The following is a 25,418-nucleotide window of genomic DNA, read 5'->3' as shown; positions in this document are numbered from 1 at the left end:
GAGGGTATTATGGGACATCTCAACCTCAAGGATCAATTAAAACAGCAATTTCGACTGAACGAATTCCGCACTGGTCAGGAGGAGATTATGACTGACGTGCTACGCGGACGGGATGTACTTGGAATTCTGCCTACCGGTTCTGGAAAGTCACTTTGCTATCAGCTTCCTGCAACACTTCTCGAGGGGCTGACAGTTGTGGTGTCACCGTTGATCTCTTTGATGGAAGATCAGGTGAAAGAATTAAAAGCCATGGGGTTTAAACAGGCAGCCGCGCTGAACAGTTTTATGCATCCGATAGAAAAGAAACGCGTTTTGCAGCAATTAGACAGCTACAAGCTGATTTATTTGTCGCCGGAGCTTTTGCAGCAGAATGAGGTTATCAGACCTTTGGAACATGTGACAGTTGATATGTTTGTTATTGATGAAGCGCACTGTATTTCACAGTGGGGGCACGAATTCAGACCGGACTACTTACGGCTTAGCAATGTCTTGCAGCAATTAAAAGATCCGGTTGTACTAGCGCTGAGTGCTACCGCAACGAAAGACGTCCAGCAGGATATCACCACCGTTTTGAATCGTCCTGAGATGATCAGGCATACTTACCCGATGGATCGGGACAATATTGCCTTTATGGTACAAGACCTTAATGGGGACAGGGAAAAACAAAAATACCTGGCCGATTTATTTGAACACTATCGTGTACCAACATTAATTTACTTTTCCAGCAGGCGGAAAACCGAAGAAATCACCATGTTTCTATCAGATAACTTTCCTTCTTACCGGATTGCATTTTATCATGGCGGAATGGATCAGCTGGACAGGGTAACGGTTCAGCAGCAATTTATGAATGAACAACTCGATATTATTTGCTGTACAAGTGCTTTTGGCATGGGGATTAATAAACAGAACATTCGGCTGGTGATTCATTACCATTTTCCTCTCCAGCTTGAATCTTTTCTGCAAGAGATTGGGAGGGCTGGTCGTGATGGTCAATCAAGTGTCAGTCTGTTACTCTATTCACCAGGAGATGACGTCATCCCCAGATCGATTATTGAAAACGAATTGCCAACGATTGAGGATTTGGACCATTTAGTCAAAAACGTGTATGCTTTATACAGCGATCAGACTCAGTTGCCTTCTGAAGAACAATTGCTGGAAGCATTACAGATAAATGAGACACAATGGCGATTTTTGCGTTATCAGATGGAACAGCATAGCATGATCGAGCAGAACCAGTTACTGAGACAGTCAGAAAATAAGGATGAGGCCATCCGGAAAATCAGACAATTTATCGAAAAAAGGACAACTTTAAAAGAACAAAAACTTCAGGACATGCTTAGCTGGATTCATGAAGATACATGCTTGCGCGAGAGTCTTTACTGCCGTTTTCAGGATGATTACAAGGAGCCATTGTATGGATGCTGCAGCAATTGCGGTTTCTCATTTGACCAATGGAACCCGGTGCAGACACAGTCAGATGACACGTCATTTAAGTGGGAAACTAAATTAAAAAAATTATTGCTTATTGGAGAATACAGCGGTGAAACAAAGTGATATTATAAAACAGCTGACGGATAAGGAATTAACGAGGCAATTATTCTTTTCGCAGCTGCTGCTGTTAAGTCTGGGTCTTGTTTTGAGTTTTTTGCTATTTGACGAAATGGGTGACTGGTTTGACTATATCAGCTGGTCGATAGCAGATATGGGCTTTTATGGGCTGTTGCCCGGACTGCTTATTGTTTGTGTGGACTGGCTCCTTATGGCTATTTTTCCAAAAAAGTACTATGACGACGGCGGGATTAATGATAGAATCTTTAGAAACCGGTCTATAAAAGGTATTTTCGGTCTAACCGTCACAGTTGCTGTAGCGGAAGAATTATTATTTCGGGGTGTCATCCAGACAGAATTTGGTTATATGGCTGCCAGTGTGATTTTTGCACTTATTCACGTTCGCTACTTGCATAAACCGGTTTTGCTTGTTTCAGTTTTATTGATAAGCTTTTATGTCGGTTATCTGTTTATGCTGACTGAAAATATCATGGTAACGATCGTCGCTCATTTTACCATTGATTTTGTGCAAGGGGTGTTTATTCGCTTGCAAAAAGTGAGGTGGGGAGATAATGGAGAACCGGATCAGTGAATCAACCGACCAGGCAGATGAATTAAGAAAACTTGTGAATGACGTTGAAGAAGGTGAACAAGACCAGCAAACTAATCAGGAACAAGAAGAACAGCAGGAGCAGGTCACGCTGCAGGGTTTACCTGGCGAGGATGAGGAAGATGATGTTGATATCCTTGATTTACCGCCTCGTGGTAATGTGCACAATAAATCAAAGTCGCCTATGAAACTAAAAATCAGTCGTGCGTCGACAAGACTGCTGGCTGTTATTGCTATCCTGCTGCTGTTGTTTGGAACAGCGTTCTATTTTTGGGGAGAAGCGTTGTGGTCGACCATTGTCAATATGTAAACAGCTTGGGCAGCCATACATAATCTGACGTAAACGACATACTGGCCAAGTACGAGCCGAGAGCACAAGTTTATGATTTTTCAACATAGTCATGACAGAAATACAAATAATGATTGTAATGTTCAACAATCACACCAGCGGCATATGATATAGTGAAGGAATTCGCCAGTGTTTTAACAGGACTGCCTTTATAAGAAGGGGGGGGATGCTTAATGCGGATTGAACGGGTATCCAATAATCAATTTACGATTTTTTTGACCTTTGATGACCTGAGCGACCGCGGTTTCACGAGAGACGACTTATGGCATGATGCTGGAAATGTAAAAAGTCTGTTTACGGATATGATGCATGAGGCGAGTACTGAACTGGGATTTGAACTGGAGGGCGTTCTTTTAATCCAGGTTCATTTAATGCAGGCCCAGGGAATGCACGTTGTTGTGACGCAAAAAGGAAGCAGTTCCGGCTGGGATGATGATTTCGTGGAGATGAAAGTCATGCTGGATGAGAGTAAAGAATTGATTTTCGTTTTTCATGATTTTGAAGCTGTCATTCAAGTTGCCGCTTATTTAGAGCCATTAAACATTAATGGCGGTCAAATATATCATATGAATAACGCTTATTACATGCTGCTTCACGAAAAAGATCTGCAGCATAATAATCGGGAGAATGTAATCGCCATTATGTCGGAATTTTCCTCGCCAAGTATTGCAACATCTTATCGTTTAAAAGAATATGGTGATCCGATTATGGCTTCGTCTGCCGTTGAGCAAATTATAACAATCTTTCACCGTTAGTCTAAAACCTGTCAGTCCTTGCTAAAGCACTTTTAGAGGGGTTGTTATCTTTTTGAGTTTTTTATTATAACGGATGACGGAAAAACGCTTATCATGTATAGTTGCAGAGGCGTTTTAAATCGTACTATAAAACAAGGAAGTGCCATACGCATGCAAACAGAACACACCATCATTATCGGAGGCGGACCCTGTGGTCTGTCCTGTGCTATTGAGCTTCAGAAGCATGGCTTTAACCCGCTTATTATCGAAAAAGAAAATATTGTCAATACGCTTCACCGTTTCCCGACGCATCAGACCTTTTTCAGTTCAAGTGATAAATTGGAAATTGGTGGAATACCCTTTATAACCGATAAACAAAAGCCTGTTCGCAACCAAGCACTGGCGTATTATCGAGAGGTAGCTGACCGGCAAAATCTGCGAATCCATTCATTTGAAAACGTTACTGACATCCATGCTCTTGATGATTACCATTTCAGAATTATAACGATGAATGAGAGCGGCATCAGCCGAACGTATACAACGGAAAACGTGATTATAGCAACCGGCTATTATGATCAGCCAAATTATATGGGTATTCCGGGTGAAGATTTGCCAAAAGTCTTTCACTACTTCAAAGAAGCTCATCCATATCATAATAAAAATGTGGTCGTTATCGGCGGAAAAAATTCAACTGTTGATACAACACTTGAACTGCACAAAGCCGGAGCTAATATCACCGTATTATATCGTGGTGCTGAATACTCTGAAAGTATAAAACCGTGGATATTGCCGGAATTTGCTTCACTTGTCCGTAAAGGAATTGTCCAGATGGAATTTAATGCACATGTCCAGGAAATTACCACTGATAAAGTATTCTATACAATCGGCAGCGAGACAAAGGAAGTCGAAAATGATTTCGTTTTTGCAATGACCGGGTATCAGCCAGACCTTCATTTTCTAAGAAATGCTGGTATCACCGTCGACAAGGCCACGGGTCGGCCTTACTTTCATGAAGAAACAATGGAAACGAATTTATCTGGCATGTATGTTGCCGGTGTTGTAGCGGCAGGCTATAATAATAATGAAATTTTTATTGAAAATGGCCGCAGACACGGTGGCATAATTGCCAGAGCTATGACACACAAAACATAACGATTTTAAGTTGTTTTTGCATGTTTGCAGACAATTAAACGATCAGAGACTAAAAACAGTTTTCAGGGCCTTTGCATCAGTTCGATGCAAAGGCTTTTTTTGCTGCAAATAAATGCATAAAAAGGTTATATCGTACAAAAATAATGGCATACACAAGGGTACACGCAGGAGGATATAACATGACCTATAAAAAAATCCCTCTTTTCATAATGCTGTCTGCTGTGTTTATCAGTTTGTCATTACCCTGCATGACCAGATCGGCCGAGGCGTTCACTGACCAGGTTATTCAACACGGCGCAGCTGGCGAAGATGTTATTGAACTTCAGGCAAGGCTGCAGTATCTCGGATTTTATGAAGATGATATCGACGGCGTTTTTGGCTGGGGAACATATTGGGCTTTACGTGACTTCCAGGATGAATTTGGCATGGAAGTAGACGGTCTGGCAGGCTCACATGCCAAAGAAAAACTGACTGATGCGAGCGACTATGACAAAGATTTCGTACACGGACAGTTAAATAAGGGAAACGCCTTTACATATTACGGAGGTAAAAAAAACACAAATCAATCTGACACGAACTCAGACACCAATAATCATAATAAAGCGGAGCCAAATGCATCAAATGTTCCGCAAGACTATTCACAAAATGATATTCAGTTAATGGCGAATGCCGTCCACGGTGAGGCACGTGGTGAATCTTTTGTTGGACAAGTTGCAGTGGCGGCTGTGATTTTAAACCGAGTGGAGAATTCATCCTTTCCCAATTCTGTTTCCGGTGTCATTTTTCAGCCTGGAGCCTTTACAGCGGTTGCGGACGGACAAATCTGGCTGAAACCAGATGAAACAGCCAAGAAAGCTGTTCTGGATGCTGCTAATGGATGGGATCCATCAGGACATGCCATTTACTATTTCAACCCAAAAACGGCAACGTCTGACTGGATTTGGTCACGACCACAAATCAAACAAATTGGAAAACACATCTTTGCTAAATAAAAAGGAGTCAGATAACGATGCTGCGATGGATCTTAATTGGTGTTTTGGCATTGGGAATTGCCGGTACAGGATTCTGGGGATATCAGGAACACCGAGAAAAAGAAACCGTTATGATGCAGGCGGAAAACAATTATCAGCGTGCTTTTCATGAACTTTCCTATCATATGGATTTGCTGCACAATAAAATAGGGACGGCACTAGCCATGAACTCAGTTGATCAGCTGTCACCACAAATGGCTGAAATATGGCGTTTGACCTCGGAGGCAACATCCAGTGCTGGCCAGCTGCCATTAACATTAATGCCCTTTAATCAAACAAAAGCGTTTCTTTCAGATATAGGTGATTTCACTTATGAGGCAGCTGTACGCGACTTGGATAAGAAGCCGCTTAATGATAAGGAAATTAAAACATTGCAGAATCTGTATCAGCAATCGGGGGAGCTGAAGAATGAAATAAGACAGGTTCAGCACACCGTACTAAATGATGGTCTTGAATGGATGGATGTTCAAGAGGCTCTGGCTGCTCAGGATAAAAAACCTGGTAACAGTATCATTGATGGTTTTGAAACGGTAGAAAAAAAGGTGCAGGGCTATGCTAAAAGCAACGTTGATTCAGCCCTGACAAAAACGTCAGCAGAAAAGCATGATTATAAGAAGCTGGACGGTGAAACAATCGATCAGCAAAAGGCAATTAAAACGGGGGAAACGCTATTCGGTGCCGACAATCCGGATAATTTATCGGTGAAGGAAAGCGGGGATGGTGCGGAGATTCCTTTATACACCGTAACGTATCAAAATGACCATGAAAAAGGCCATCTTGACATAACAAAAAAAGGAGGGCATCCCCTGACACTAATCGTTGACCGTGAAATAGACAAGAAACATATTAGTTTGAATAAAGGATTAAAGAAGGCAAAGCGTTATCTTGCCCAATACGATTTTGCTAATATGGAGGCTGTCAGCAGTAATCAATATGATAATGTCGGCTTTTATTCATTTGTCTATAATCAGGATGGTGTACGGCTGTATTCTGACACCATTGAAATGAAGATAGCCCTGGATAATGGCGATTTGCTTGGGATGAGCGCAAGGAATTATTTCTCGAATCATAAAGAGCAGGATATACTTGAGCCCGAGCTCAGTATCGATGAGGCAAAAGAAAAAGTTAACCCGGATGTCACAATTAACGAAGAAAACATGGCAGTGATTGACAGCGATCATAATAAAGACGTGCTTGTCTATGAGTTTCTCGGTGTTATGGATGGTGAAACATACCTGATATATATAAACGCAAAGGATGGCAAAGAAGAAAAAGTGAAAAAATTGAATGGAACAGAAATGAATTATACTTCCTAAACCTTTTCTCTCATGGCTATATTTGGCATAATAGGCTTAAGTGTTTACGGAAGGAGGAATGGTATGGAAATCGGCACATCACTCACACTTGAGGCAATCAATCCAGAAACAAATGAAACACAAACCTGCCGCAGTCGTATTATTGATCAACAAGCAAACAAATTAATGATTGATCTTCCAATTGATGATCAGTCCAGCCAAACAATGATTTATGCTGAAGGGACTTCTTTTAAAGTCACATATATCGGGGCAGATAAAAATGTTCATATGTTTGATACGACACTTGTTTCGAAAATTAATGACAATCCGCCGGCTTTAGCTGTTCGCCGACCGGAAGACGCTTCGATCAAAACAGTACAGCGTCGTCAGTTTATACGCGTTAACACTGCAGTTGATGCGGCTATTCATGGAACTAATAATTCATTCACCACTGTGACGTCAGATTTGAGCGGCGGCGGCATGGCCGTCATTGTGCCGCAACATCAGCGATTTGACATTGGTGAAGAGGTCGCAGTCTGGATGGTTCTGCCAATGAATGCAGGTGATTATCATTATATCCATGCCTTGTCTGAGGTCACACGTCTTGATTTAGACAAAGATATAAGAAAAATATCGCTGAAATTCACTTCGCTTAAGCAAGATGATCAGCAGACGATCATTCGGTTTTGTTTTGAGAAGCAATTGGATGCGCGAAAGAAGGAACTAACCTGACGGAATAAAATTTAAATAAGAGTAGAACTTTTTGAAGAAAATATGTTATCCTTTTACTAAAGGGGAGCTTTGAAGATGAACCCAAATTGAACCAGACGATACGGTACTGCTTCTGGCAGCACGTTTGGTTCGAGAGGAAGGAAAGAGCGATGGAAAATGATACAATAGCAATTGCGATAGATGGCCCTGCGGCAGCAGGTAAAAGCACTGTTTCCAAGATTGTTGCAAACAAGCTGTCATTTATATACATAGATACGGGTGCCATGTATCGTGCATTGACATTGAAAGCACTTCGCAGACAGGTCTCCCTTGAGGATGAAGAAATGACTTCCCAGCTTCTGTCTGAAACCAGCATTGAACTTGAGCAGGATCATGACCATCAGCATGTTTTCGTGGATGGTGAAGATGTGACCGATGCCATCCGTTCAGAAAATGTAACCAACAATGTATCCTCCATAGCTAAACAAGCAAGTGTGCGCCAGGAAATGGTTGAACGACAGCAGGAACTGGCTCAAAAAAGAGGCGTGGTTATGGATGGAAGGGATATCGGAACACACGTAATCCCTGATGCGGAAGTGAAAATATTTTTGCGTGCATCGGTTGAGGAGCGGGCAAAACGGCGCTATCAGGAAAATATCCAAAAAGGATTTTCCGTTGATTTTGAGAGATTAAAACAGGACATTGAACAGAGAGACACCATTGACTCGAAACGCGATGCCTCGCCGCTGATTAAAGCAGAAGATGCCATCAGCCTTGATACGACCGATTTGTCGATCAATGACGTCGCAGCAGCTATTTTACAGGAAGCCGGCAAGGTGCTGGCGGATAACGGAGCGGCACAATGAATCTATATCCAATAGCCAAAACGGCCGTGTCATACCTGTTTTACCCTTTGTACCGCATTCAGGTGATTGGGAAAGAGAATATCCCTGAGGACGGTCCGGTGATCATTTGTTCAAATCATATTTCCAACCTTGATCCGCCTGTTGTCGGTATCACTTCCCCCAGAAATATTCATTTTATGGCTAAAGGGGAATTGTTCCAAAAGCCTATTTTAGGCAGGCTGCTGACAAGCATTAATGCCTTTCCGGTCAAGAGAGGCATGAAGGACCGAAACGCGCTGCGTGAAGGTTTAAGCATTTTAGAAAAAGGTCACACGCTTGGATTATTTCCGGAAGGTACGCGCAGCCGTACAGGCCAGCTGGGTCAACCGCTTGCCGGCGCTGGTTTTTTTGCTTTACGGTCCAATGCGGCAATTGTACCCTGCGCTATTATTGGCCCTTATAAGCCAGGTGGCAAGTTGACCGTTGTTTATGGCAAACCAATGAATATGGATGTCTACCGTGAAAAGAAAACATCCGCTAAAGAAGCGGCAGAAGCGATTATGACTGAGATTGGATATTTAATAACAAATCATCGCTCTCAGGATGCATCACTTGACAAATAACCCTAAATATTAGAAGTTATAAAAAGGATGTTTTGTTTTTTGTTGTATGTATTTTAAGGAGGCTAATGGTATGAGTGAATCCAGTAACGAAATAACCCAGTTAAATATAGGAGATCGTGTCACAGGAACCGTTGTAAAAGTGGAAGATAAACAAATTCTTGTCGATATCGGCTACAAGACGGAAGGCATCGTACCTATTGGCGAGTTGTCAAGTCTGCACATTGAAACGGCCAGTGACGTTGTGCAGGAAAACGATTCGCTGACACTTTACGTCAAAAAAATGGATGACGATGATGAAATTATTCTGTCGAAAAAGGCAGTGGATGCCGAACAAGCCTGGGAAACACTGGAAGAAAAATATGAAAATGGTGACGTATTCGAAACGGAAATTAAAGAAATTGTCAAAGGCGGTCTCGTTGCTGATGTAGGTGTTCGGGGCTTTATGCCTGCTTCATTGGCAGAAACTTACTATGTTGAGGATTTTTCCGATTACATCAATCAGTCACTATCAGTCAAAATTGTTGACCTTGACAGAGAGCAGAACCGTGTGATTTTATCCCATAAGGATGTTGTCCTTGATAAAATGGAAGCCGAAAAACAGGAAGTGCTGCAGTCTTTAAGTGAGGGGCAGGTAATTGAAGGCACTGTCCAGCGTTTAACCAATTTTGGTGCATTTATAGACATCGGCGGCATTGATGGCCTGGTTCATATTTCGCAATTAGCGCATGAGCATGTCGAAAAACCTTCTGATGTTATTGCTGAAGGAGATAAGATTAATGTGGAAGTTCTCTCCGTTGATGAGGAGAATGAACGGATCTCTCTTTCACGTAAGAACACGCTCGCTGGACCTTGGGAGAATGTTGAAGATCAGATTTCCCGCGGCGATGTTCTTGATGGAACCGTCAAAAGGCTGGTAAACTTTGGAGCATTTGTGGAAGTTCTCCCCGGCGTTGAGGGTCTGGTTCATATTTCACAAATTGCCAATAGGCATGTTGGCACACCTCAGGAAGTTCTTGAAGTTGGTCAGGAAATTCAAGTTAAAGTTCTTGATGTCAATGAACAGGACGAGCGAATTTCTTTAAGTATTAAAGAGCTTGAACAGGAACAGGAAGCTTCAGAAGTAAAACAATATGAAAAAGATGATGACCAGTCAGGGTTTCAGCTTGGTGATTTCATCGGCGAAAAATTAGATAAGTACAGACATTAAGAAAAAAAGCTCTTTCCATCTGGAAAGAGCTTTTTTCTTGATCAGACCTGGTTATTTAGAAGACTGTGGTAAGACGCTTCTTTCCGAGAAAAAGCAGCCCTCAGATAATATCCTTCCTGTAATGATTGTGGTTCAACCGTTCTTTTGCTAGAATTAATAAAAGCCATGAAAAAAATTAGAGTCATGAATTACATGATTTAGAAAGGATGTTCCTTTCATGAGAAAATCAGTCGTAGCTATCGTCGGGAGACCAAATGTGGGGAAATCCACTATATTTAACCGTCTCGTTGAAGATCGTATTGCAATTGTGGATGATACACCTGGCGTGACACGCGACCGTATTTATGCCGAGGCCGAATGGCTGACAACAACGTTTAATGTCATTGATACAGGTGGCATTGATATGAGCGATGAGCCGCTTATAGTTCAAATGCGCAGCCAGGCCGAAATTGCTATTGAAGAATCAGACGTCGTCATATTCTTATTGAACGGACGTGAAGGCATAACAGCTGCCGATGAGGAAGTGGCGACATTATTATATAAATCCAATAAACCAGTCGTCATGGGTATCAATAAAATTGATAATCCTGAAATGAGCGAAAACATTTATGAATTTTATGCGCTCGGATTTGGAGATCCCTACCCGATTTCGGGGACGCATGGTTTGGGTCTTGGTGATTTACTGGATACCGTTCTAACGTATTTTCCGGAAATGCAGAACGAATCATTGGATGATGACAGCATTCATTTTAGTTTAATCGGCAGACCTAACGTAGGGAAATCACAGCTGGTCAATTCGTTATTAAGCGAAGAACGCGTCATTGTCAGTGAGCAGGGAGGAACGACTAGAGAAGCGATTGACACACCTTTTCGGAAGGATGGTGAGGACTTTGTCATTATTGATACGGCTGGCATGCGCAAACGTGGCAAAGTCTATGAAGGCGCCGAAAAATACAGTGTTATGAGAGCCTTAAAAGCAATTGAACGCTCGGATGTTGTGGCTATTTTAATTGATGCCGAAACGGGCATAAGGGAACAGGATAAAAAAATAGCCGGTTACGCGCATGATGCAGGACGAGGGGTTGTAATCGTTGTTAATAAATGGGACACGGTTGAAAAAAATGACAAAACAATGAATGAATTTGAACAAAAAATTCGTGATCAGTTTCAATACTTGAGTTACGCTCCAATTGTCTTTTTGTCTGCCAAAACCACAAAACGCATACACACATTAATTCCTGCTGTTAAAACAGTCAGTGAAAATCACGCAAAAAGGGTCCCAACCAACATTTTAAATGATGTCATTATGGACGCCATTGCGATGAATCCAACACCAACTGTTAAAGGGCGGCGATTGAAAATACTGTATGCTACACAGGTCGCTGTTAAACCGCCAACCTTTGTCGTATTTGTGAATGATCCCGATTCAGTGCATTTTTCCTACAGACGATTTTTAGAAAATCGTATCAGGGATGCATTTGGTTTCACTGGAACGCCAATTAAAATCTATGCACGAAAACGAGACTAATGATAAGGGGGAGTCATTATGGCACGTGTAGCAGTATTAGGTGCGGGCAGTTGGGGAACAGCTTTAAGTATTGTCCTGGCTGATAAGGGACATGACGTCAGACTTTGGACATACCGCAAAGAACAAGCAGAGACGATTAATACAGTGCACAGGAATGAACAGTATCTGGACGCACCTGTTCCAGAACAAGTCAGAGCTTTTCATAAACTGGACCAGGCTGTTGAGGACGTCTCAGCCATCGTTATGGTTGTTCCGACCAAAGCCATTCGTGAAGTTTGTGAGGAATTAAATAATACCCTGATCCAGCAGCCGGTTATTATCCATGCAACAAAAGGAATCGAACCAGGTTCATTAAAACGTGTATCCCAGGTCATTGGCGAAGAAATGGTTAATTATGACACGGAGGACATAGCTGTTCTCTCAGGGCCAAGTCATGCGGAAGAAGTCGGCAGACGTCTGCCGACCACGGTAACCGTATCATCTCTGAACACAGATAATGCAGCATTTGCACAGGACTTGTTCATCAATGAATCATTCCGGGTGTACACGAGTAACGATGTCACAGGGCTTGAACTGGGTGGCGCTTTAAAGAATATAATTGCCCTTGGCGCCGGTATATCCGATGGACTCGGCTATGGTGATAATGCTAAAGCTGCACTGATTACACGAGGGCTGGCCGAAATAACCCGTCTGGGTGCATCACTCGGGGCGAACCCATTAACGTTTTTAGGCTTGCCAGGGGTGGGGGATCTGATTGTAACCTGTACAAGCCCTCATAGCAGAAATTGGCGTGCCGGCAATATGCTGGGCAAAGGCCATAAACTGGATGAAGTCGTAGACCAAATGGGAATGGTCATTGAAGGAACACGGACCACGAAAGCGGCTTACCAGTTTGCTGAAAAGCAGGAAATTGAGATGCCGATTACGGAAGGTCTTTATAAGATTTTGTTTGCTGATCAGGAGCCAAGGGAGGTTGTTGATCAGCTAATGAATCGGAGTAAACGTGAGGAATTAGATGACATTTCAGCTCTCCAGGGCACAGATTATCTGTCATAACACTTAATCGCCTATCTTTGCATACAATGCGCTTGAGATGATAATGCAAGGAGGCGAGCGTGTGAGTGAGTTCCATGACAAACTTTTTGATAAGGTCCAGCAAAATTCAGATATCAGTTCTCAGGCGATATACCAAGTCGCGGATTCGCTTAATCAGACAGATTTTTCAGATGAGGAGACGATCAGGTCTCTTGTACAGCGTCTGGCAACATTAGCAGACAGCCCTGTTTCAAAAGAGAAAGAGGACAAAATTGTTGAGTCGATAACCCAAAATAATATGCCGGCAGATATGCAATCGATTAATAACCTGTTTAAAAATCAGCCATGATTGGGCAAGTGAGTATACATTTATCCATACACGCGCATAGTATAAAACGCACAAGCATTCTTGGATAGAGTCCGCGGTGGGTATTATTTAGTCAGGCCGGAATGAAGACAGCCCCCTTCATTCCGGATTTTTGTGTGTTTGTGGACATGTCATATGTTATAATATGGAATGTGTTTTGATGGGAGGAGTGGATAATGTGTCAGAAAGTATGCTGAATATGTGGATTTCATTCATTGGGATGGGCCTTCTGATTGTGGCTATGGGACTGATTCTTTTCAGCAGATATAAATTAAAAGGTGTCCTGGCCGGGATTGTGTCTGCTCTTGCCTATATTGCATTGATATTTGGTGCGATTATCATTATATACATCGTGTTCAGCGGTCCAACAGCATAGGAGGCGTTAGACCATGAGAAATACATATTATTTGCTTTTGTGTTCAAGTCTTATGTTATTGCTTTTAAGCGGGTGTCTTTACCCGGATGATGAACTATCGAAAAATCAAAAACCTAATGAATCTCAGTTGGAAGAAGTTCAATCAGCTGTCAATCAGTACCAGGAAAAAACAGACGGATTGCTCCCAATTCGAACCAAATCAGAGGATACGCCTATATTCCGGAAGCACCTGATTGACTTTCAGCCATTAAAACAGGAAAATATTATGACAGAAATACCAGGCACAGCATACGAGAATGGCGGCACTTATGAATATACGATTATTACCCCCGATGATGATCCGCGTGTTAAACTGATTGATCTGCGGATTTCCAATACTATTAGGGACGTAGCAACCCGACTGAACGTCTATCGTTCTGAACATACCTATCCGCCTTTTGGTGAAGAGATTGCTGATGGTGTATTCCGATTGGATTATGAAAAATTGGGACTGGATTCCAAGCCCTATGTAACGAGTCCATACTCACAGGAGAATCTGCCTATTGTCATGGACAAAGAAGGTGATTTGTACGTTGATTACCGGATTGATTTAACAAGGGCGCTGAATGAGTATGATAATGCTTATAAACGGGGTGATGACATCCGTTATATATTAGCGGAAAACACACCATTTGTACCCGCTTATTCGCTTCCATACACGATTCAGAATGGTGACCCTGTTTTCAATCTGGCGGATGATAAATGATAAATAGCATAATAAATCCCTTGTGACATATAGTGTGTTGCAAGGGATTTATTATTTATAACTTAATTATTTCTCTTTTTAAACATATTGAAGTCATAATTTAATAGGACAACGTCATAGGCTTGTAATGTCATCATTCGAAAATTGTCTTGATTTTTGCAAAAGGAGATCGGGAGGGGATCATTTGGAAAAGGTTGATATTTTTAAAGATATTTCGAAACGGACAAATGGCGATATTTATTTTGGTGTCGTCGGGGCTGTTCGTACAGGAAAGTCAACGTTCATTAAGAATTTTATGGAATTGGGGGTTTTGCCTAATATCGCGGATGAAAGTGAACGCAGCCGAGCGCATGATGAGCTGCCGCAAAGTGCTGGTGGAAAAACAATCATGACCACCGAACCCAAGTTCATTCCGAATCAGGCTGTCTCAGTCCATGTCGAAGAAGGACTTGATGTGAATGTCCGCATGGTAGATTGCGTCGGTTATGCTGTTGACGGCGCCAAGGGATTTGAGGATGAAAATGGGCCGCGAATGATTAACACACCTTGGTATGAGGATCCTATACCTTTTCATGATGCTGCTGAAATCGGCACACGAAAAGTTATACAGGAACACTCGACAATTGGTGTGATTGTGACAACTGATGGATCGTTTGGCGAGATAGAACGAGAAGATCATCGGGAGCCGGAAGAGCAGATCGTGGAAGAAATGAAACAAGTTGGAAAACCTTTTATCATGGTCGTCAATTCAACCAAACCAACTAGTCAGGAAACAGAGCTTATGCGCCAGGATCTTACAGAGAAGTATGATATACCGGTTTTGGCAATGAACATTGAAACAATGTCAGAACATGATGTCGATAATGTCATGCGTGAAGCGCTTTATGAATTTCCGGTGCTTGAAGTGAATGTTAATCTGCCAAGCTGGGTAATGGTCCTTGATGAGGATCACTGGCTGCAGCGAGACTATCAGGGGGCCATTCAGTCCACTGTTAAGAATATCCACAGGCTGCGCGATGTCGATCATATTATGAACGATTTTACAGTTTATGATCATATTGACAGAGCCAATCTGGCCGGAATGGATATGGGAGATGGAGTAGCTGAAATCGATCTGCATGCACCAGAATATTTGTATGATGATGTGCTTAAGGAAATCGTCGGTGAAGAGATTCGGGGCAAAGAGCATTTGCTCGAACTCATGCAGACTTTTGCCCATGCAAAACGGGAGTATGACCAAGTAGCAGATGCCTTACAAATGGTGAAGCAAACAGGTTATGGTATTGCTGCACCAACCCTTGAAGATATGAAGATGGACGAACCGGAAATTATACGGCAGGGATCACGGTTCGGTGTCCGGCTGAAAGCCTTAGCGCCATCGATTCATATGGTGAAAGTTGATGTGGAATCTGAGTTCGCACCAATTATCGGAACAGAAAAACAAAGTGAAGAGTTAGTCAGATATCTCATGCAGGATTTTGAGGAAGACCCATTATCCATTTGGGAATCAGATATTTTTGGTCGATCACTGAGTTCCATTGTTCGTGAAGGCATTCAAGCAAAAATTTCGCTTATGCCGGAAAATGCCCGATATAAATTAAGAGATACACTTGAGCGGATTATTAACGAAGGTTCGGGTGGACTTATCGCCATTATTTTATAGCAGCTATACATAGTTGCTATTTTTTTGTTTTTTGGCATTTATTAAAACACGTCAGCACAAGCGTTTATGAATATAAGTTTTCTGATGGGCACCCCCCCTTAAATCATAAAAAAAGGCAGTGATTTTAAATCAAAACCCTATGAATTAGGCACTTATTGTTGAATTTTGTGCGATTCTCGGTTAATATAAGCCTTGTCATCAATTGATTTGGTGATGTGACGTATAAAAAAGACGGATAGGGAACAACTGATAATAGATATTTTTGTATTTTGTTCCTGAATCAATGTTTATTTTTGGGAGGAGGTGAATGACATGAATAAAACAGACTTGATTGATGCTGTTGCAGAAAAAAGCGATCTTTCCAAAAAAGATGCCACAAAGGCTGTCGATGCAGTATTTGAATCTGTCATGGATTCACTTAAAAACGGTGAAAAAGTCCAGCTTATCGGGTTCGGAAACTTTGAAGTACGTGAGCGTTCTGAACGGAAGGGACGCAACCCGCAAACAGGCGAAGAAATTAACATACCTGCAAGTAAAGTTCCTGCCTTCAAACCAGGAAAAGCCCTGAAGGAAAGTGTTAAATAAACGATACTTACATGGGTTCTGAAAAGGGCACGTGGCGGCGTGCCCTTTTTTCTCTTAATACATACGTACTGGCTGCGGTTTTCACAGACTGAGCTTAATTTTAGGACGCAGGGGGTGCAGGTGATGGAAGAGTTTGTTGTCGTCAAAGCACTGGAAGATGGTGTCAATGTTATTGGATTGACGAGAGGATCAGATACGCGTTTTCATCATTCCGAAAAACTGGATAAGGATGAAGTGATGATTGCCCAGTTTACCGAACATACTTCGGCTGTCAAGGTAAGGGGCAAAGCCGTCATCCAGACAAGCCATGGTGAAATGACCAATGAATAAAAGATAACCCAGCTGTCTCAAGTTTATTTTTAATTATGGCACCCAATCAATATTATGCTATAATAGCCTTGTAATTTCATTAAAGGAGAAAGGGCTCAGGTGGTTGCTTTGTATACATCCGACATGGAGATTCGCCATTTAAAAGCGCTCATAAAAGATAAAATGCACCATGACTATATCGAGCAGTATGTGAAGACGCCCTCTCCGGATGAATCTAAATTATGTGTCATGTCGTCAATACTGAAACAATCAGCTGTATCTGAAGAAAGAAAACAACACTATATTGTGACAGCCATGCTAATTCAAATAGCGCTTGACACTCATGATCAGGTAACAGATACAGATGAGTCAGTGTCATGTGATAAGAGTGAAAAAACAAAACAATTATCTGTGCTGGCCGGCGACTACTATAGCGGTTTATATTACTTGATTCTGTCAGAAGCAGAAGAAACTGGTATGACGCGTGCTCTGGCGACTTCGATCACCGAAATTAATGAGTTGAAAATGCAATTATATCATGAAACGTTTCATTCACTAGAGGCATTTATTGATGTTATTAAAACACTGGAATCGCGTTTGATCATGCGTATGGCTGAATTTGTTGGTGAAACAGCGCTCAGCAGTATCGCCGCCGAGTGGCTCATTATTAAAAAGTTGATGACCATCAAACACCATATTATGTCCTCCGGTCTCGATACGGCATTTGACCCCTGGTCTTCCAGTAACCCTGTGACAGATTATCAGACGGTTCTTGACACAATCGATCTTGTTATCAGCAAAGAGAACTCAGTGATTGATAAACAGCTGGCACAGTTCCCGGCACATCTTACGTCTGCTGTATCGCTCATAAGGAATCGTTTGCACCTTTCAACAAACAGTCAAGTACAATAGTGGAGGAAGGGTATCCATGGAACAGCAAACAAAAGAAGAACGCGTCCATCAGGTATTCGAAAAAATTTATGGCGATTACGATTCCATGAATTCAATCATTTCATTTAAGCGGCATAAAGCCTGGCGAAAAGACGTCATGAAGCGCATGAACGTTGAAAAAGGTGCCAGTGCACTGGATGTCTGCTGCGGCACAGGCGATTGGGCACTTTCGCTTGCTGAAGAGGTTGGAAGCAGTGGTGAAGTCATTGGCCTCGATTTTAGTTCGAATATGCTCTCGGTAGCGGAAAAGAAAAATCAATCATTGCAGTACAGTCAGCTCTCATTAATGCAAGCAGATGCGATGGACCTTCCGTTTGCCGCCAACTCATTTGACTATGTGACGATTGGTTTTGGTCTGCGCAATGTACCTGATTATATGGCTGTCCTAAAAGAGATGTATCGTGTTCTTAAACCAGGTGGGACAGTTGTATGCCTGGAGACCTCACAGCCAACCCTGATTGGTTTCCGCCAGGTTTATTATTTTTATTTCCGTTTCATCATGCCTCTATTAGGGAAAATGCTTGCAAAAAGTTATCAGGAATACGCCTGGCTGCAGGAGTCCGCTAAACATTTTCCGGATAAGCAGAAGCTTAAACAAATGTTTCTTTCAGCTGGCTTCATACATGTCAGGGTGAAGTCTTATACTGGCGGCGTTGCAGCGATGCACATGGGAACGAAAGAATGATGAAATGATGAAATGATAAAAGGTGACATGTATGAAACTGTCAAAAACGTACGGACACTTAAAAAAAGAACTTGATGCCATTGAACAAGCCTTGATTGAAGCCATTCAAGCAGACCATCATCTGTTACGCGAGTCTTCCACAAAATTGCTGCAGGCAGGGGGGAAACGGATCCGTCCTGTTTTTGTCCTGTTGTGTGGCCAATTTGGGCGTTTTGATATCGAACGGGCTAAGACAGTTGCTGTCTCGCTGGAGCTTATCCATATGGCATCACTGGTTCATGATGATGTCATAGATGATGCGGCCATCCGCCGTGGAAAACCAACCATTAAACAATTATACGGAAACCGTGTCGCCATGTATACCGGCGACTTCATTCTGGCCAGGGCACTTGAGTATATTACATTTCTCTTGGAGCCTGACGCTCATCATACACTTTCAAGAACGATGGTTGAACTTTCAACGGGTGAAGTTGAACAAATTAAGGACAAATATAACTGGAATCAGAATTTGCGTGACTATTTGCGCCGAATTAAACGAAAGACAGCTCTGCTTATCGCCACAAGCTGCAAAATGGGCGCAATCGCCGCCAATGTTCCAGAAGCATATCAGGAAAAATTATTCCGTTATGGTTATTATATTGGTATGTCGTATCAGATCATCGACGATATACTTGATATCACCGCATCTGAGGCTGAATTAGGTAAACCTGCGGGCAATGATCTTCTTCAAGGCAATGTGACTTTGCCAATGTTATTTGCCATGAAGGATGAAACGTTTTATCAGCAGTTATCTGCGGCATTCAGTGAACCATCAGGGGTGTCCGATAAGGAATGGCAGCAATTACTTGTCACAATGAAAGAAAGTGAAGCAATCCCGCAATCATATCGTTTGAGCGATCGCTACTTACAAAAGGCATTGCAGGAATTAGAAGGTCTGCCCGAATATAAGGCGAAATTCACATTACAGCGCATTGCCAAGTATATCGGCAGCCGCAGATCATAGACTGATTGTGATTTCCCTTAAAATTTGTTAAAATTTCAGGGAAATCAGCAGCAAAATACATAAAAAGGATGTTGACAATGGAACAAACATTTTTAATGATTAAACCCGATGGCGTACAGCGCAACTTAACGGGGGACATTATCAGCCGATTTGAACGGAAAGGATTTAAGCTGGTGGGTGCTAAACTGATGCAAATATCCACTGAACTAGCTAAAACGCATTATGGTGAACATGCGGACAAGCCGTTTTTCGGTGAATTAGTTGAATTCATCACGTCTGGACCTGTTTTGGCCATGGTCTGGGAAGGTGAGCATGTCATTACAACTTCACGTACTATGATGGGCGATACGAAGCCACTTGAAGCTGCGCCGGGAACAATCCGTGGCGACTATGGCATTTCCGTCGGCAAAAATATTATTCACGGATCTGATTCAGCTGAAAGCGCAGAAAAGGAAATGAAGCTGTTCTTTCCGGAAGATGACACAGTATCGTATACGAAACAGGACAGTGAGTGGATTTATTAAATCATCATGACCGCTTCCTGGCGACATGATTTAAGATGAAAAAAGCCTCCCTTTTTGCGGAGGCTTTTTACAAAAGGACAGAACGATTGCAAAAATGATAAATGAGGCGTTCACTATGACAGATGACTACCTGGATTTTGCGGCTGAAATGAAAGCGAAACACGGCATTGATTTAACTTTATATAAAGAAACACAAATGAAACGCCGGCTCACATCGCTGCGGGATAAAAACGGCTTTCAAACATTTCACCATTATTTATCAGCCATTGACCAGAACCAAAGCCTTCTTGATGAATTGCTTGATAGGATAACGATTAACGTCTCCAACTTTTATAGGAATAGCAAGCGGTGGGATGTATTAAGATCGTCCATTCTGCCCCAGCTGTTAAAAAGCAGGCAAAAGCTGACCATATGGAGTGCTGCTTGTTCAACTGGTGAAGAACCCTATAGCGTCGCCATCATGCTTGATCACAATTTTCCGCAGGCAGATTATCAGATTCTGGCGACAGATATTGACGATGGGGTGCTGGAAAAAGCGGCACAGGGGATATATCCGGAACAATCATTAAGAGAATTGCCCTGGTATTTGCGGCAAAAGTATTTTATACAAAAGGAAAATGAGTTTCATCTTGATCATGCGATTAAACGGCGTGTGCAATTTAAAAAGCATGATTTATTGGCGGATGCCTATCCAGCAAATGTTGATTTGATTATCTGCCGAAATGTCCTGATTTATTTTACAGAAGCAGCAAAATCCACTATCTACAAAAACGTTGCCTCTTCTCTGACGCAGCACGGCGTATTATTTGTTGGGAGCACCGAACAAATATTTAAACCAGAAAACTATCGGTTGGATTCAAAGGATACATTTTTTTATCAAAAGAATGAATAACCTTTAAAGTATTTAAAGCGTTTGTCTAATTTGTCAAACGTTTTTTAATGAGAATTTTAACAAAAAACAGATCATTTATGATATAGTATGATAAACTTTAATCTGTATCTTGTTTATTCGATTATGAAAGGTCAATTAGCCTTTATATTTCCTATGCTATAGTGTAAATCGCAAAGGAGGAAGTCTCATGCGTTATTTAACAGCCGGTGAATCACATGGTAAGCAACTGACGACCATTGTAGAAGGGGTACCGTCTAATATGCCTTTGCACCGCGAAGATATCAACGCCTCATTGCTGCGCCGGCAAAAAGGGTACGGACGTGGCAAACGCATGCAAATTGAAAAAGACTTAGCCGAAATCACCAGTGGTGTTCGGCATGGTTACACGTTGGGGTCGCCCATTTCGCTCGTCATAAATAATGATGACTTTCGGCATTGGGTCAACATTATGGGCGAAGATCCTCCGGAAGAAAGGCAAAAATCACGACGGGCTGTTTCACGTCCCAGGCCCGGACATGCCGACCTGAATGGTGCCTTGAAGTACGGTCATCGAGATATGCGAAACGTCCTGGAACGATCTTCGGCAAGAGAGACGGCTGCACGTGTGTCTGCAGGTGCTATAGCCAAAACGCTTTTGAAACAACTGGGAATCGATATCACAGGTTATGTTAAAGAAATTGGCGGTATTACTGCAGAGGAAAATACCAGCCTGGCGGCAGCTGAACGGGAGCGTATCTCTGAGGAATCGCCTGTTCGCACATTGGACGACAATGCTGAGAAGCCCATGATGGATGCCATCGACCAAGCCAAAAAGGATGGGGATTCACTTGGCGGTGTTACGGAAGTTTATGTTGAAGGGATGCCTGCTGGTATTGGCTCTTTCGTACAGTATGATCGAAAGCTGGACAGTCGGATCGCCGGCAATGTTGTCAGTATTAATGCCTTCAAAGGTGTCGAATTCGGTCTGGGATTCGAGGCAGCCCGCCAAAATGGGAGTGATGTGCATGATGAAATCGCCTGGGACGAAACAACGGGCTACTACCGGAAGACGAATCGGCTTGGCGGATTCGAAGGCGGCATGACAACGGGCATGCCTATTGTTGTCAAAGGCGTCATGAAACCCATTGCAACCCTTTATAAGCCGCTTAAGAGTGTTGATATTGAAACAAAAGAGCCGTTCAGCGCCAGCATTGAACGCTCTGATGCCTGTGCCGTTCCTGCTGCAGCTGTTGTTATGGAACATGTTGTTGCCTTTGAATTGGCGAATGCCCTGACCGAACAATTTCCAAATGACCAATTTCCCAAACTTAAACAGGCCGTCGAGGACTACCGCAACGAAATAAGGTGGTTTTAGTGAATGTAACGCACGTCAGGGCAGCAACGCATACCTATAACGTATATGTCGGGGAGAATTTGCGTCACTGGACTGCAGACTATCTTCCTAAGACGTATCCATCTATTTTAATTGTAACGGATGAAAAAGTTGCCCGCTATTACTTAGAAGATGTCAAAAGAAGTTTGTCACAGAAGCATGTTGCCGTTCATACAATTCAGTCAGGAGAGAGCGCAAAGAGCATTGATGTCTTTTATGAACTCCAGACTAAAGCGATTGAATTCGGTCTCGAAAGAAATTCGCTCATAATTGCCCTTGGCGGTGGCGTTGTCGGGGATGTAGCCGGATTTGTTGCAGCGACATTTATGCGCGGTATTGACTACGTTCAAATGCCGACAACAATACTGGCCCATGACAGCAGTGTTGGAGGAAAAGTAGCTATCAATCATGAACAGGGTAAAAATATGATTGGCAGCTTTCACGCTCCCGCTGCGGTCATTTACGATGTCACAACCCTTGCGACTCTTACAGAACAGGAAATCAGATCTGGTTATGCAGAATTGCTGAAGGAAGCACTGTTGTCAGACAGCGCGATGTATGAAGCAGTCATGGCGAATGATTTATCAGCATTGACAAGTGAAAAGCTGTCCCATCAGCTGATAAGCGGCATTGATGTTAAAGCAGCGATTGTTGAGGCTGACGAGTATGAAACGGATCAACGCAAATTTTTAAATCTTGGCCATACATTAGGACACGCATTGGAAACAATACTTGGTTATGGCAGCTGGACGCATGGCGAGCTCGTTGCGATTGGCTTACTGTTTGCTATCTGGGTCAGTGAAAAAATATATGGCGTTAAACTGCCATACAACGCTATATACAGGTGGCTTAAATCTAACGGGTACCCACTGAAGTGGCCGTCAATTAATTCTGAGACCATTTTCACCAAAATGAAAAGTGACAAAAAAACAGTCAGTGGCACCATTCAAATGGTATTGTTGCAGAAAATCGGCCATCCCGTTATGTGTGAAATAGATGATCGTCACATGCTCAGCTATTTGAGGACATTCCAGAACGAACTGCTGTCATCAAATGAACAAGGGGGTAAACAACATGAAAAGTAAACAGGTATTAAAGGATATGACACCCTATCAGCCGGGTAAACAAATTGAAGAAGTTAAAGAGACATACGGGCTGAATAAAATTGTTAAATTGGCATCAAATGAAAATCCATTTGGCCATTCACCGGAAGTGACTAATTATTTCAGCAGGTACCAGTCCTCTTTCAATTTATATCCTGATGGCTACACGGGAGAATTAAGACATGTATTGGCTGACAGGCTGAAAGTTTCAGAAGATCAGCTTATTTTTGGAAGTGGAACGGATGAAATTGTACAGATTATCACACGTGCTTTCCTGTATCCGGGTGTGAATACAGTTATGGCAACACCAACTTTTCCGCAGTATAAACATAACGCCCTTGTCGAGGGGGCTCAGGTTAAAGAAGTGCCAACAGTCAATGGCTATCATAATCTTTCTGCTATACTGGAAGCCATTGATCAAAGAACCAGTGTTATCTGGCTCTGTTCACCGAATAATCCAACAGGGTGCCTCATCCCTCGTAATCATTTGTATGACTTTCTTGATCAATGTCCAAAGGATGTTCTAATCGTTCTGGATGAAGCCTATTTGGAGTATGTCGACAGTACATTTCAGCCGGGGATTTTACAATATCTTCAGCAGTATGACAATGTAATTGTGCTGCGTACATTTTCCAAAGCGTATGGTCTCGCAGGTTTGCGAATTGGCTATGGCATCGCGAATTCGGGCCTTATCTCGGACCTTGACGTTGTCAGAGGACCATTTAATACGTCCACGATTGCTCAAAAAGCGGCTATAACTGCGCTGGAGGACGAGGCTTTTCTTAACGATACCGTCACCCGCAACCAGGCAATTAAACGGTCATTTGAAGCGTTTCTCGATTCGATTGGATGGAACTATTATGATTCTCATACCAATTTTTTGCTTATATCCATGCCGATCAGCGGCGAGCAGACATTCCAATATTTGCTTGAGCATGGTTTTATTGTCCGGGCAGGCGAAGGACTTGGTGTGCCTGATACCGTACGGATAACGATTGGCAGCGAGACAGACATGCAAGAACTCCAACGTGTCTTGTACCAGCTTAATACAGCGATTACTGAGGGGACATGGTCGTGAAACAGACAATTTTAATGATCGGACTGGGACTGATTGGGGGATCGCTGGCCAAGCGTTTTCGCCAGTCAGGGGATTATTATATTATTGGTTATGATCGTAATCAAACGACACTCACATACGCTCTGATCAATCATGTTATTGATGAAACGTGTGAAGATCTGACAGACAGCGCATATCAAGCAGATATCATTATTTTAGGAACGCCGATCACAGAAACCATTCAGTATCTGCAGGAATTGGATCAAATGACTTTTGAACGAGATGTGATCGTTTCTGATGTATCTTCTGTTAAACAGCCGATCGCTGATGCTTCTGATCATTTGCAGAATCCTCGTATTCAGTTTATAGGCGGACATCCGATGGCCGGTTCCCATAAAAAAGGTATTACAGCTGCTAAAGATCATCTGTTCGAAAATGCCATTTATGTACTGGCTCCATCCAGAGATTGTACCGAAGATGCTGTTAAGTCACTGGAACATTTGCTCAAGGAAACGAAAAGCCATATCATCAGACTGGAGGCAAACGAGCATGACGAGATGACCGGGGTAATTTCCCATTTCCCACATCTGATTGCTTCGGCCCTTGTCCAGCAGGCCAAAAAATGGGGGGATACACACGCATTTATTCCACAGCTGGCCGCTGGCGGGTTTCGTGATGTTACCCGCATAGCTTCAGGTAATCCGGATTTATGGCAGGATATTTTCTATCACAATAAAGAAAAACTCGTTCAATTGCTTAATGATTGGATTGAGGAGATGGAAGCACTTAAACAAATGCTAGAGCAGGATTATAAGACGGCCTTAACGGCTTATTTAAAACAGGCCAAAGATTACCGGGACGGACTCGGAGCCCAGGAACAGGGGGCGATTCCGTCCTTTTATGACCTATATGTCGACATACGTGACCAAACAGGAGCGATTGCAACCGTTGCTAACCTGCTGGCAGCCGAAAAGATCAGCATTACCAATATACGTATACTTGAAATACGCGAAGGGATAACAGGCGTGCTTCGTTTAAGTGTTGCAAGTAAAGAAGAACAGTTAAAAAGTTATAAGCTGCTGAAGCAACAAGGCTATGATTTGATGCTTGATGAGTAA

At 42.6% G+C, this 25,418-nt stretch carries 28 protein-coding genes; all 28 read left to right on the top strand.

Translation table 11 applies throughout. The annotated features are described in order from the left end of the window. The first annotated feature begins 9 nt into the window (after positions 1 to 9). The gene (locus tag ACZ444_RS08330) at positions 10 to 1,554 is read left to right on the top strand and encodes a RecQ family ATP-dependent DNA helicase (RefSeq protein WP_382361298.1); all 1,545 of its coding nucleotides are present in this window, start codon (positions 10 to 12) and stop codon (positions 1,552 to 1,554) included. After that, the gene (locus ACZ444_RS08325; protein ID WP_382361301.1) at positions 1,541 to 2,140 is read left to right on the top strand and encodes a CPBP family intramembrane glutamic endopeptidase; all 600 of its coding nucleotides are present in this window, start codon (positions 1,541 to 1,543) and stop codon (positions 2,138 to 2,140) included. The genes ACZ444_RS08330 and ACZ444_RS08325 overlap by 14 nt, the downstream gene beginning before the upstream one ends. Further along, positions 2,121 to 2,468, top strand: coding sequence for a hypothetical protein (locus tag ACZ444_RS08320; protein WP_382361304.1), 348 nt, complete (start codon positions 2,121 to 2,123; stop codon positions 2,466 to 2,468). Before ACZ444_RS08325 ends, ACZ444_RS08320 begins: the two co-directional genes overlap by 20 nt. 212 nt (positions 2,469 to 2,680) lie before the next feature. Further along, positions 2,681 to 3,262, top strand: a complete 582-nt coding sequence (locus ACZ444_RS08315) for a genetic competence negative regulator (protein ID WP_382361307.1) — start codon at positions 2,681 to 2,683, stop codon at positions 3,260 to 3,262. A gap of 150 nt (positions 3,263 to 3,412) precedes the next feature. Continuing rightward, positions 3,413 to 4,393, top strand: a complete 981-nt coding sequence (locus ACZ444_RS08310) for a YpdA family putative bacillithiol disulfide reductase (protein WP_382361310.1) — start codon at positions 3,413 to 3,415, stop codon at positions 4,391 to 4,393. Between the two features lie 209 nt (positions 4,394 to 4,602). Then, positions 4,603 to 5,385 (top strand): spore cortex-lytic enzyme, encoded by a 783-nt coding sequence (gene sleB / locus ACZ444_RS08305; RefSeq protein WP_382361710.1) that lies wholly within the window; start codon positions 4,603 to 4,605, stop codon positions 5,383 to 5,385. Between the two features lie 17 nt (positions 5,386 to 5,402). After that, the gene (gene ypeB / locus ACZ444_RS08300) at positions 5,403 to 6,740 is read left to right on the top strand and encodes a germination protein YpeB (RefSeq protein ID WP_382361313.1); all 1,338 of its coding nucleotides are present in this window, start codon (positions 5,403 to 5,405) and stop codon (positions 6,738 to 6,740) included. 63 nt (positions 6,741 to 6,803) lie between these two features. Continuing rightward, positions 6,804 to 7,451: a flagellar brake protein gene (locus ACZ444_RS08295; protein WP_382361315.1), complete on the top strand. Its 648-nt coding sequence runs from the start codon at positions 6,804 to 6,806 to the stop codon at positions 7,449 to 7,451. 149 nt (positions 7,452 to 7,600) lie between these two features. Continuing rightward, on the top strand, positions 7,601 to 8,296 hold the full coding sequence (gene cmk / locus ACZ444_RS08290) for a (d)CMP kinase (RefSeq protein WP_382361318.1): 696 nt from the start codon (positions 7,601 to 7,603) through the stop codon (positions 8,294 to 8,296). Beyond that, positions 8,293 to 8,898, top strand: coding sequence for a lysophospholipid acyltransferase family protein (locus ACZ444_RS08285; RefSeq protein ID WP_382361321.1), 606 nt, complete (start codon positions 8,293 to 8,295; stop codon positions 8,896 to 8,898). The genes cmk and ACZ444_RS08285 overlap by 4 nt, the downstream gene beginning before the upstream one ends. A 70-nt stretch (positions 8,899 to 8,968) precedes the next feature. Further along, complete coding sequence (gene rpsA / locus ACZ444_RS08280; protein ID WP_382361324.1) at positions 8,969 to 10,105, top strand: 30S ribosomal protein S1; 1,137 nt, start codon at positions 8,969 to 8,971, stop codon at positions 10,103 to 10,105. 217 nt (positions 10,106 to 10,322) lie between these two features. Then, the gene (der, locus tag ACZ444_RS08275; RefSeq protein WP_382361327.1) at positions 10,323 to 11,633 is read left to right on the top strand and encodes a ribosome biogenesis GTPase Der; all 1,311 of its coding nucleotides are present in this window, start codon (positions 10,323 to 10,325) and stop codon (positions 11,631 to 11,633) included. A gap of 18 nt (positions 11,634 to 11,651) precedes the next feature. Further along, complete coding sequence (locus ACZ444_RS08270) at positions 11,652 to 12,689, top strand: NAD(P)H-dependent glycerol-3-phosphate dehydrogenase (protein WP_382361329.1); 1,038 nt, start codon at positions 11,652 to 11,654, stop codon at positions 12,687 to 12,689. Between the two features lie 61 nt (positions 12,690 to 12,750). After that, entirely contained in the window at positions 12,751 to 13,017 is a 267-nt protein-coding gene (locus ACZ444_RS08265) for a stage VI sporulation protein F (RefSeq protein ID WP_382361332.1), read from the top strand. A 196-nt stretch (positions 13,018 to 13,213) separates the two neighbouring features. Continuing rightward, entirely contained in the window at positions 13,214 to 13,411 is a 198-nt protein-coding gene (locus ACZ444_RS08260) for a DUF2768 domain-containing protein (protein WP_382361335.1), read from the top strand. A gap of 13 nt (positions 13,412 to 13,424) precedes the next feature. Continuing rightward, the gene (locus ACZ444_RS08255) at positions 13,425 to 14,156 is read left to right on the top strand and encodes a hypothetical protein (protein ID WP_382361338.1); all 732 of its coding nucleotides are present in this window, start codon (positions 13,425 to 13,427) and stop codon (positions 14,154 to 14,156) included. A 184-nt stretch (positions 14,157 to 14,340) separates the two neighbouring features. After that, on the top strand, positions 14,341 to 15,819 hold the full coding sequence (gene spoIVA / locus ACZ444_RS08250) for a stage IV sporulation protein A (RefSeq protein WP_382361341.1): 1,479 nt from the start codon (positions 14,341 to 14,343) through the stop codon (positions 15,817 to 15,819). 312 nt (positions 15,820 to 16,131) lie between these two features. After that, positions 16,132 to 16,404 (top strand): HU family DNA-binding protein, encoded by a 273-nt coding sequence (locus ACZ444_RS08245; RefSeq protein WP_382361344.1) that lies wholly within the window; start codon positions 16,132 to 16,134, stop codon positions 16,402 to 16,404. A gap of 123 nt (positions 16,405 to 16,527) precedes the next feature. After that, positions 16,528 to 16,734 (top strand): trp RNA-binding attenuation protein MtrB, encoded by a 207-nt coding sequence (gene mtrB, locus ACZ444_RS08240; RefSeq protein WP_382361347.1) that lies wholly within the window; start codon positions 16,528 to 16,530, stop codon positions 16,732 to 16,734. A gap of 123 nt (positions 16,735 to 16,857) precedes the next feature. Further along, on the top strand, positions 16,858 to 17,625 hold the full coding sequence (locus ACZ444_RS08235) for a heptaprenyl diphosphate synthase component 1 (RefSeq protein WP_382361350.1): 768 nt from the start codon (positions 16,858 to 16,860) through the stop codon (positions 17,623 to 17,625). Between the two features lie 16 nt (positions 17,626 to 17,641). Further along, a complete protein-coding gene (locus ACZ444_RS08230; RefSeq protein WP_382361353.1) occupies positions 17,642 to 18,349 on the top strand; it encodes a demethylmenaquinone methyltransferase in 708 nt (235 codons plus the stop codon). Between the two features lie 31 nt (positions 18,350 to 18,380). Further along, the gene (gene hepT, locus ACZ444_RS08225) at positions 18,381 to 19,352 is read left to right on the top strand and encodes a heptaprenyl diphosphate synthase component II (RefSeq protein WP_382361356.1); all 972 of its coding nucleotides are present in this window, start codon (positions 18,381 to 18,383) and stop codon (positions 19,350 to 19,352) included. Positions 19,353 to 19,429: 77 nt separating this feature from the next. Beyond that, entirely contained in the window at positions 19,430 to 19,876 is a 447-nt protein-coding gene (ndk, locus tag ACZ444_RS08220) for a nucleoside-diphosphate kinase (RefSeq protein ID WP_382361359.1), read from the top strand. A 115-nt stretch (positions 19,877 to 19,991) separates the two neighbouring features. Further along, positions 19,992 to 20,768: a CheR family methyltransferase gene (locus ACZ444_RS08215; RefSeq protein WP_382361362.1), complete on the top strand. Its 777-nt coding sequence runs from the start codon at positions 19,992 to 19,994 to the stop codon at positions 20,766 to 20,768. A 187-nt stretch (positions 20,769 to 20,955) separates the two neighbouring features. Beyond that, positions 20,956 to 22,122, top strand: coding sequence for a chorismate synthase (gene aroC, locus ACZ444_RS08210; RefSeq protein WP_382361364.1), 1,167 nt, complete (start codon positions 20,956 to 20,958; stop codon positions 22,120 to 22,122). After that, complete coding sequence (gene aroB, locus ACZ444_RS08205; RefSeq protein ID WP_382361367.1) at positions 22,122 to 23,225, top strand: 3-dehydroquinate synthase; 1,104 nt, start codon at positions 22,122 to 22,124, stop codon at positions 23,223 to 23,225. Before aroC ends, aroB begins: the two co-directional genes overlap by 1 nt. Further along, positions 23,215 to 24,321 carry a histidinol-phosphate transaminase gene (hisC, locus tag ACZ444_RS08200; RefSeq protein ID WP_382361370.1) on the top strand — a complete coding sequence of 369 codons (1,107 nt, stop codon included), beginning with the start codon at positions 23,215 to 23,217 and terminating at the stop codon, positions 24,319 to 24,321. The genes aroB and hisC overlap by 11 nt, the downstream gene beginning before the upstream one ends. Next, entirely contained in the window at positions 24,312 to 25,418 is a 1,107-nt protein-coding gene (locus ACZ444_RS08195; RefSeq protein ID WP_382361373.1) for a prephenate dehydrogenase, read from the top strand. Before hisC ends, ACZ444_RS08195 begins: the two co-directional genes overlap by 10 nt.

This window comes from Lentibacillus kimchii, from assembly GCF_055381965.1.
Note: the sequence above shows the minus strand (reverse complement) of the source record. Positions and strands in the feature narration are given on the sequence as shown.

Bases quoted from the DNA above. Each gene is read 5' to 3' on its own strand.
- ACZ444_RS08330 (WP_382361298.1), top strand. From the start codon at position 10: ATGGGACATCTCAACCTCAAGGATCAATTAAAACAGCAATTTCGACTG.
- ACZ444_RS08320 (WP_382361304.1), top strand. From the start codon at position 2,121: ATGGAGAACCGGATCAGTGAATCAACCGACCAGGCAGATGAATTAAGA.
- ACZ444_RS08315 (WP_382361307.1), top strand. From the start codon at position 2,681: ATGCGGATTGAACGGGTATCCAATAATCAATTTACGATTTTTTTGACC.
- ACZ444_RS08310 (WP_382361310.1), top strand. From the start codon at position 3,413: ATGCAAACAGAACACACCATCATTATCGGAGGCGGACCCTGTGGTCTG.
- sleB (WP_382361710.1), top strand. From the start codon at position 4,603: ATGCTGTCTGCTGTGTTTATCAGTTTGTCATTACCCTGCATGACCAGA.
- ypeB (WP_382361313.1), top strand. From the start codon at position 5,403: ATGCTGCGATGGATCTTAATTGGTGTTTTGGCATTGGGAATTGCCGGT.
- ACZ444_RS08295 (WP_382361315.1), top strand. From the start codon at position 6,804: ATGGAAATCGGCACATCACTCACACTTGAGGCAATCAATCCAGAAACA.
- cmk (WP_382361318.1), top strand. From the start codon at position 7,601: ATGGAAAATGATACAATAGCAATTGCGATAGATGGCCCTGCGGCAGCA.
- ACZ444_RS08285 (WP_382361321.1), top strand. From the start codon at position 8,293: ATGAATCTATATCCAATAGCCAAAACGGCCGTGTCATACCTGTTTTAC.
- rpsA (WP_382361324.1), top strand. From the start codon at position 8,969: ATGAGTGAATCCAGTAACGAAATAACCCAGTTAAATATAGGAGATCGT.
- der (WP_382361327.1), top strand. From the start codon at position 10,323: ATGAGAAAATCAGTCGTAGCTATCGTCGGGAGACCAAATGTGGGGAAA.
- ACZ444_RS08270 (WP_382361329.1), top strand. From the start codon at position 11,652: ATGGCACGTGTAGCAGTATTAGGTGCGGGCAGTTGGGGAACAGCTTTA.
- ACZ444_RS08255 (WP_382361338.1), top strand. From the start codon at position 13,425: ATGAGAAATACATATTATTTGCTTTTGTGTTCAAGTCTTATGTTATTG.
- ACZ444_RS08245 (WP_382361344.1), top strand. From the start codon at position 16,132: ATGAATAAAACAGACTTGATTGATGCTGTTGCAGAAAAAAGCGATCTT.
- mtrB (WP_382361347.1), top strand. From the start codon at position 16,528: ATGGAAGAGTTTGTTGTCGTCAAAGCACTGGAAGATGGTGTCAATGTT.
- ACZ444_RS08235 (WP_382361350.1), top strand. From the start codon at position 16,858: ATGGAGATTCGCCATTTAAAAGCGCTCATAAAAGATAAAATGCACCAT.
- ACZ444_RS08230 (WP_382361353.1), top strand. From the start codon at position 17,642: ATGGAACAGCAAACAAAAGAAGAACGCGTCCATCAGGTATTCGAAAAA.
- hepT (WP_382361356.1), top strand. From the start codon at position 18,381: ATGAAACTGTCAAAAACGTACGGACACTTAAAAAAAGAACTTGATGCC.
- ndk (WP_382361359.1), top strand. From the start codon at position 19,430: ATGGAACAAACATTTTTAATGATTAAACCCGATGGCGTACAGCGCAAC.
- ACZ444_RS08215 (WP_382361362.1), top strand. From the start codon at position 19,992: ATGACAGATGACTACCTGGATTTTGCGGCTGAAATGAAAGCGAAACAC.
- aroC (WP_382361364.1), top strand. From the start codon at position 20,956: ATGCGTTATTTAACAGCCGGTGAATCACATGGTAAGCAACTGACGACC.
- hisC (WP_382361370.1), top strand. From the start codon at position 23,215: ATGAAAAGTAAACAGGTATTAAAGGATATGACACCCTATCAGCCGGGT.
- ACZ444_RS08195 (WP_382361373.1), top strand. From the start codon at position 24,312: ATGGTCGTGAAACAGACAATTTTAATGATCGGACTGGGACTGATTGGG.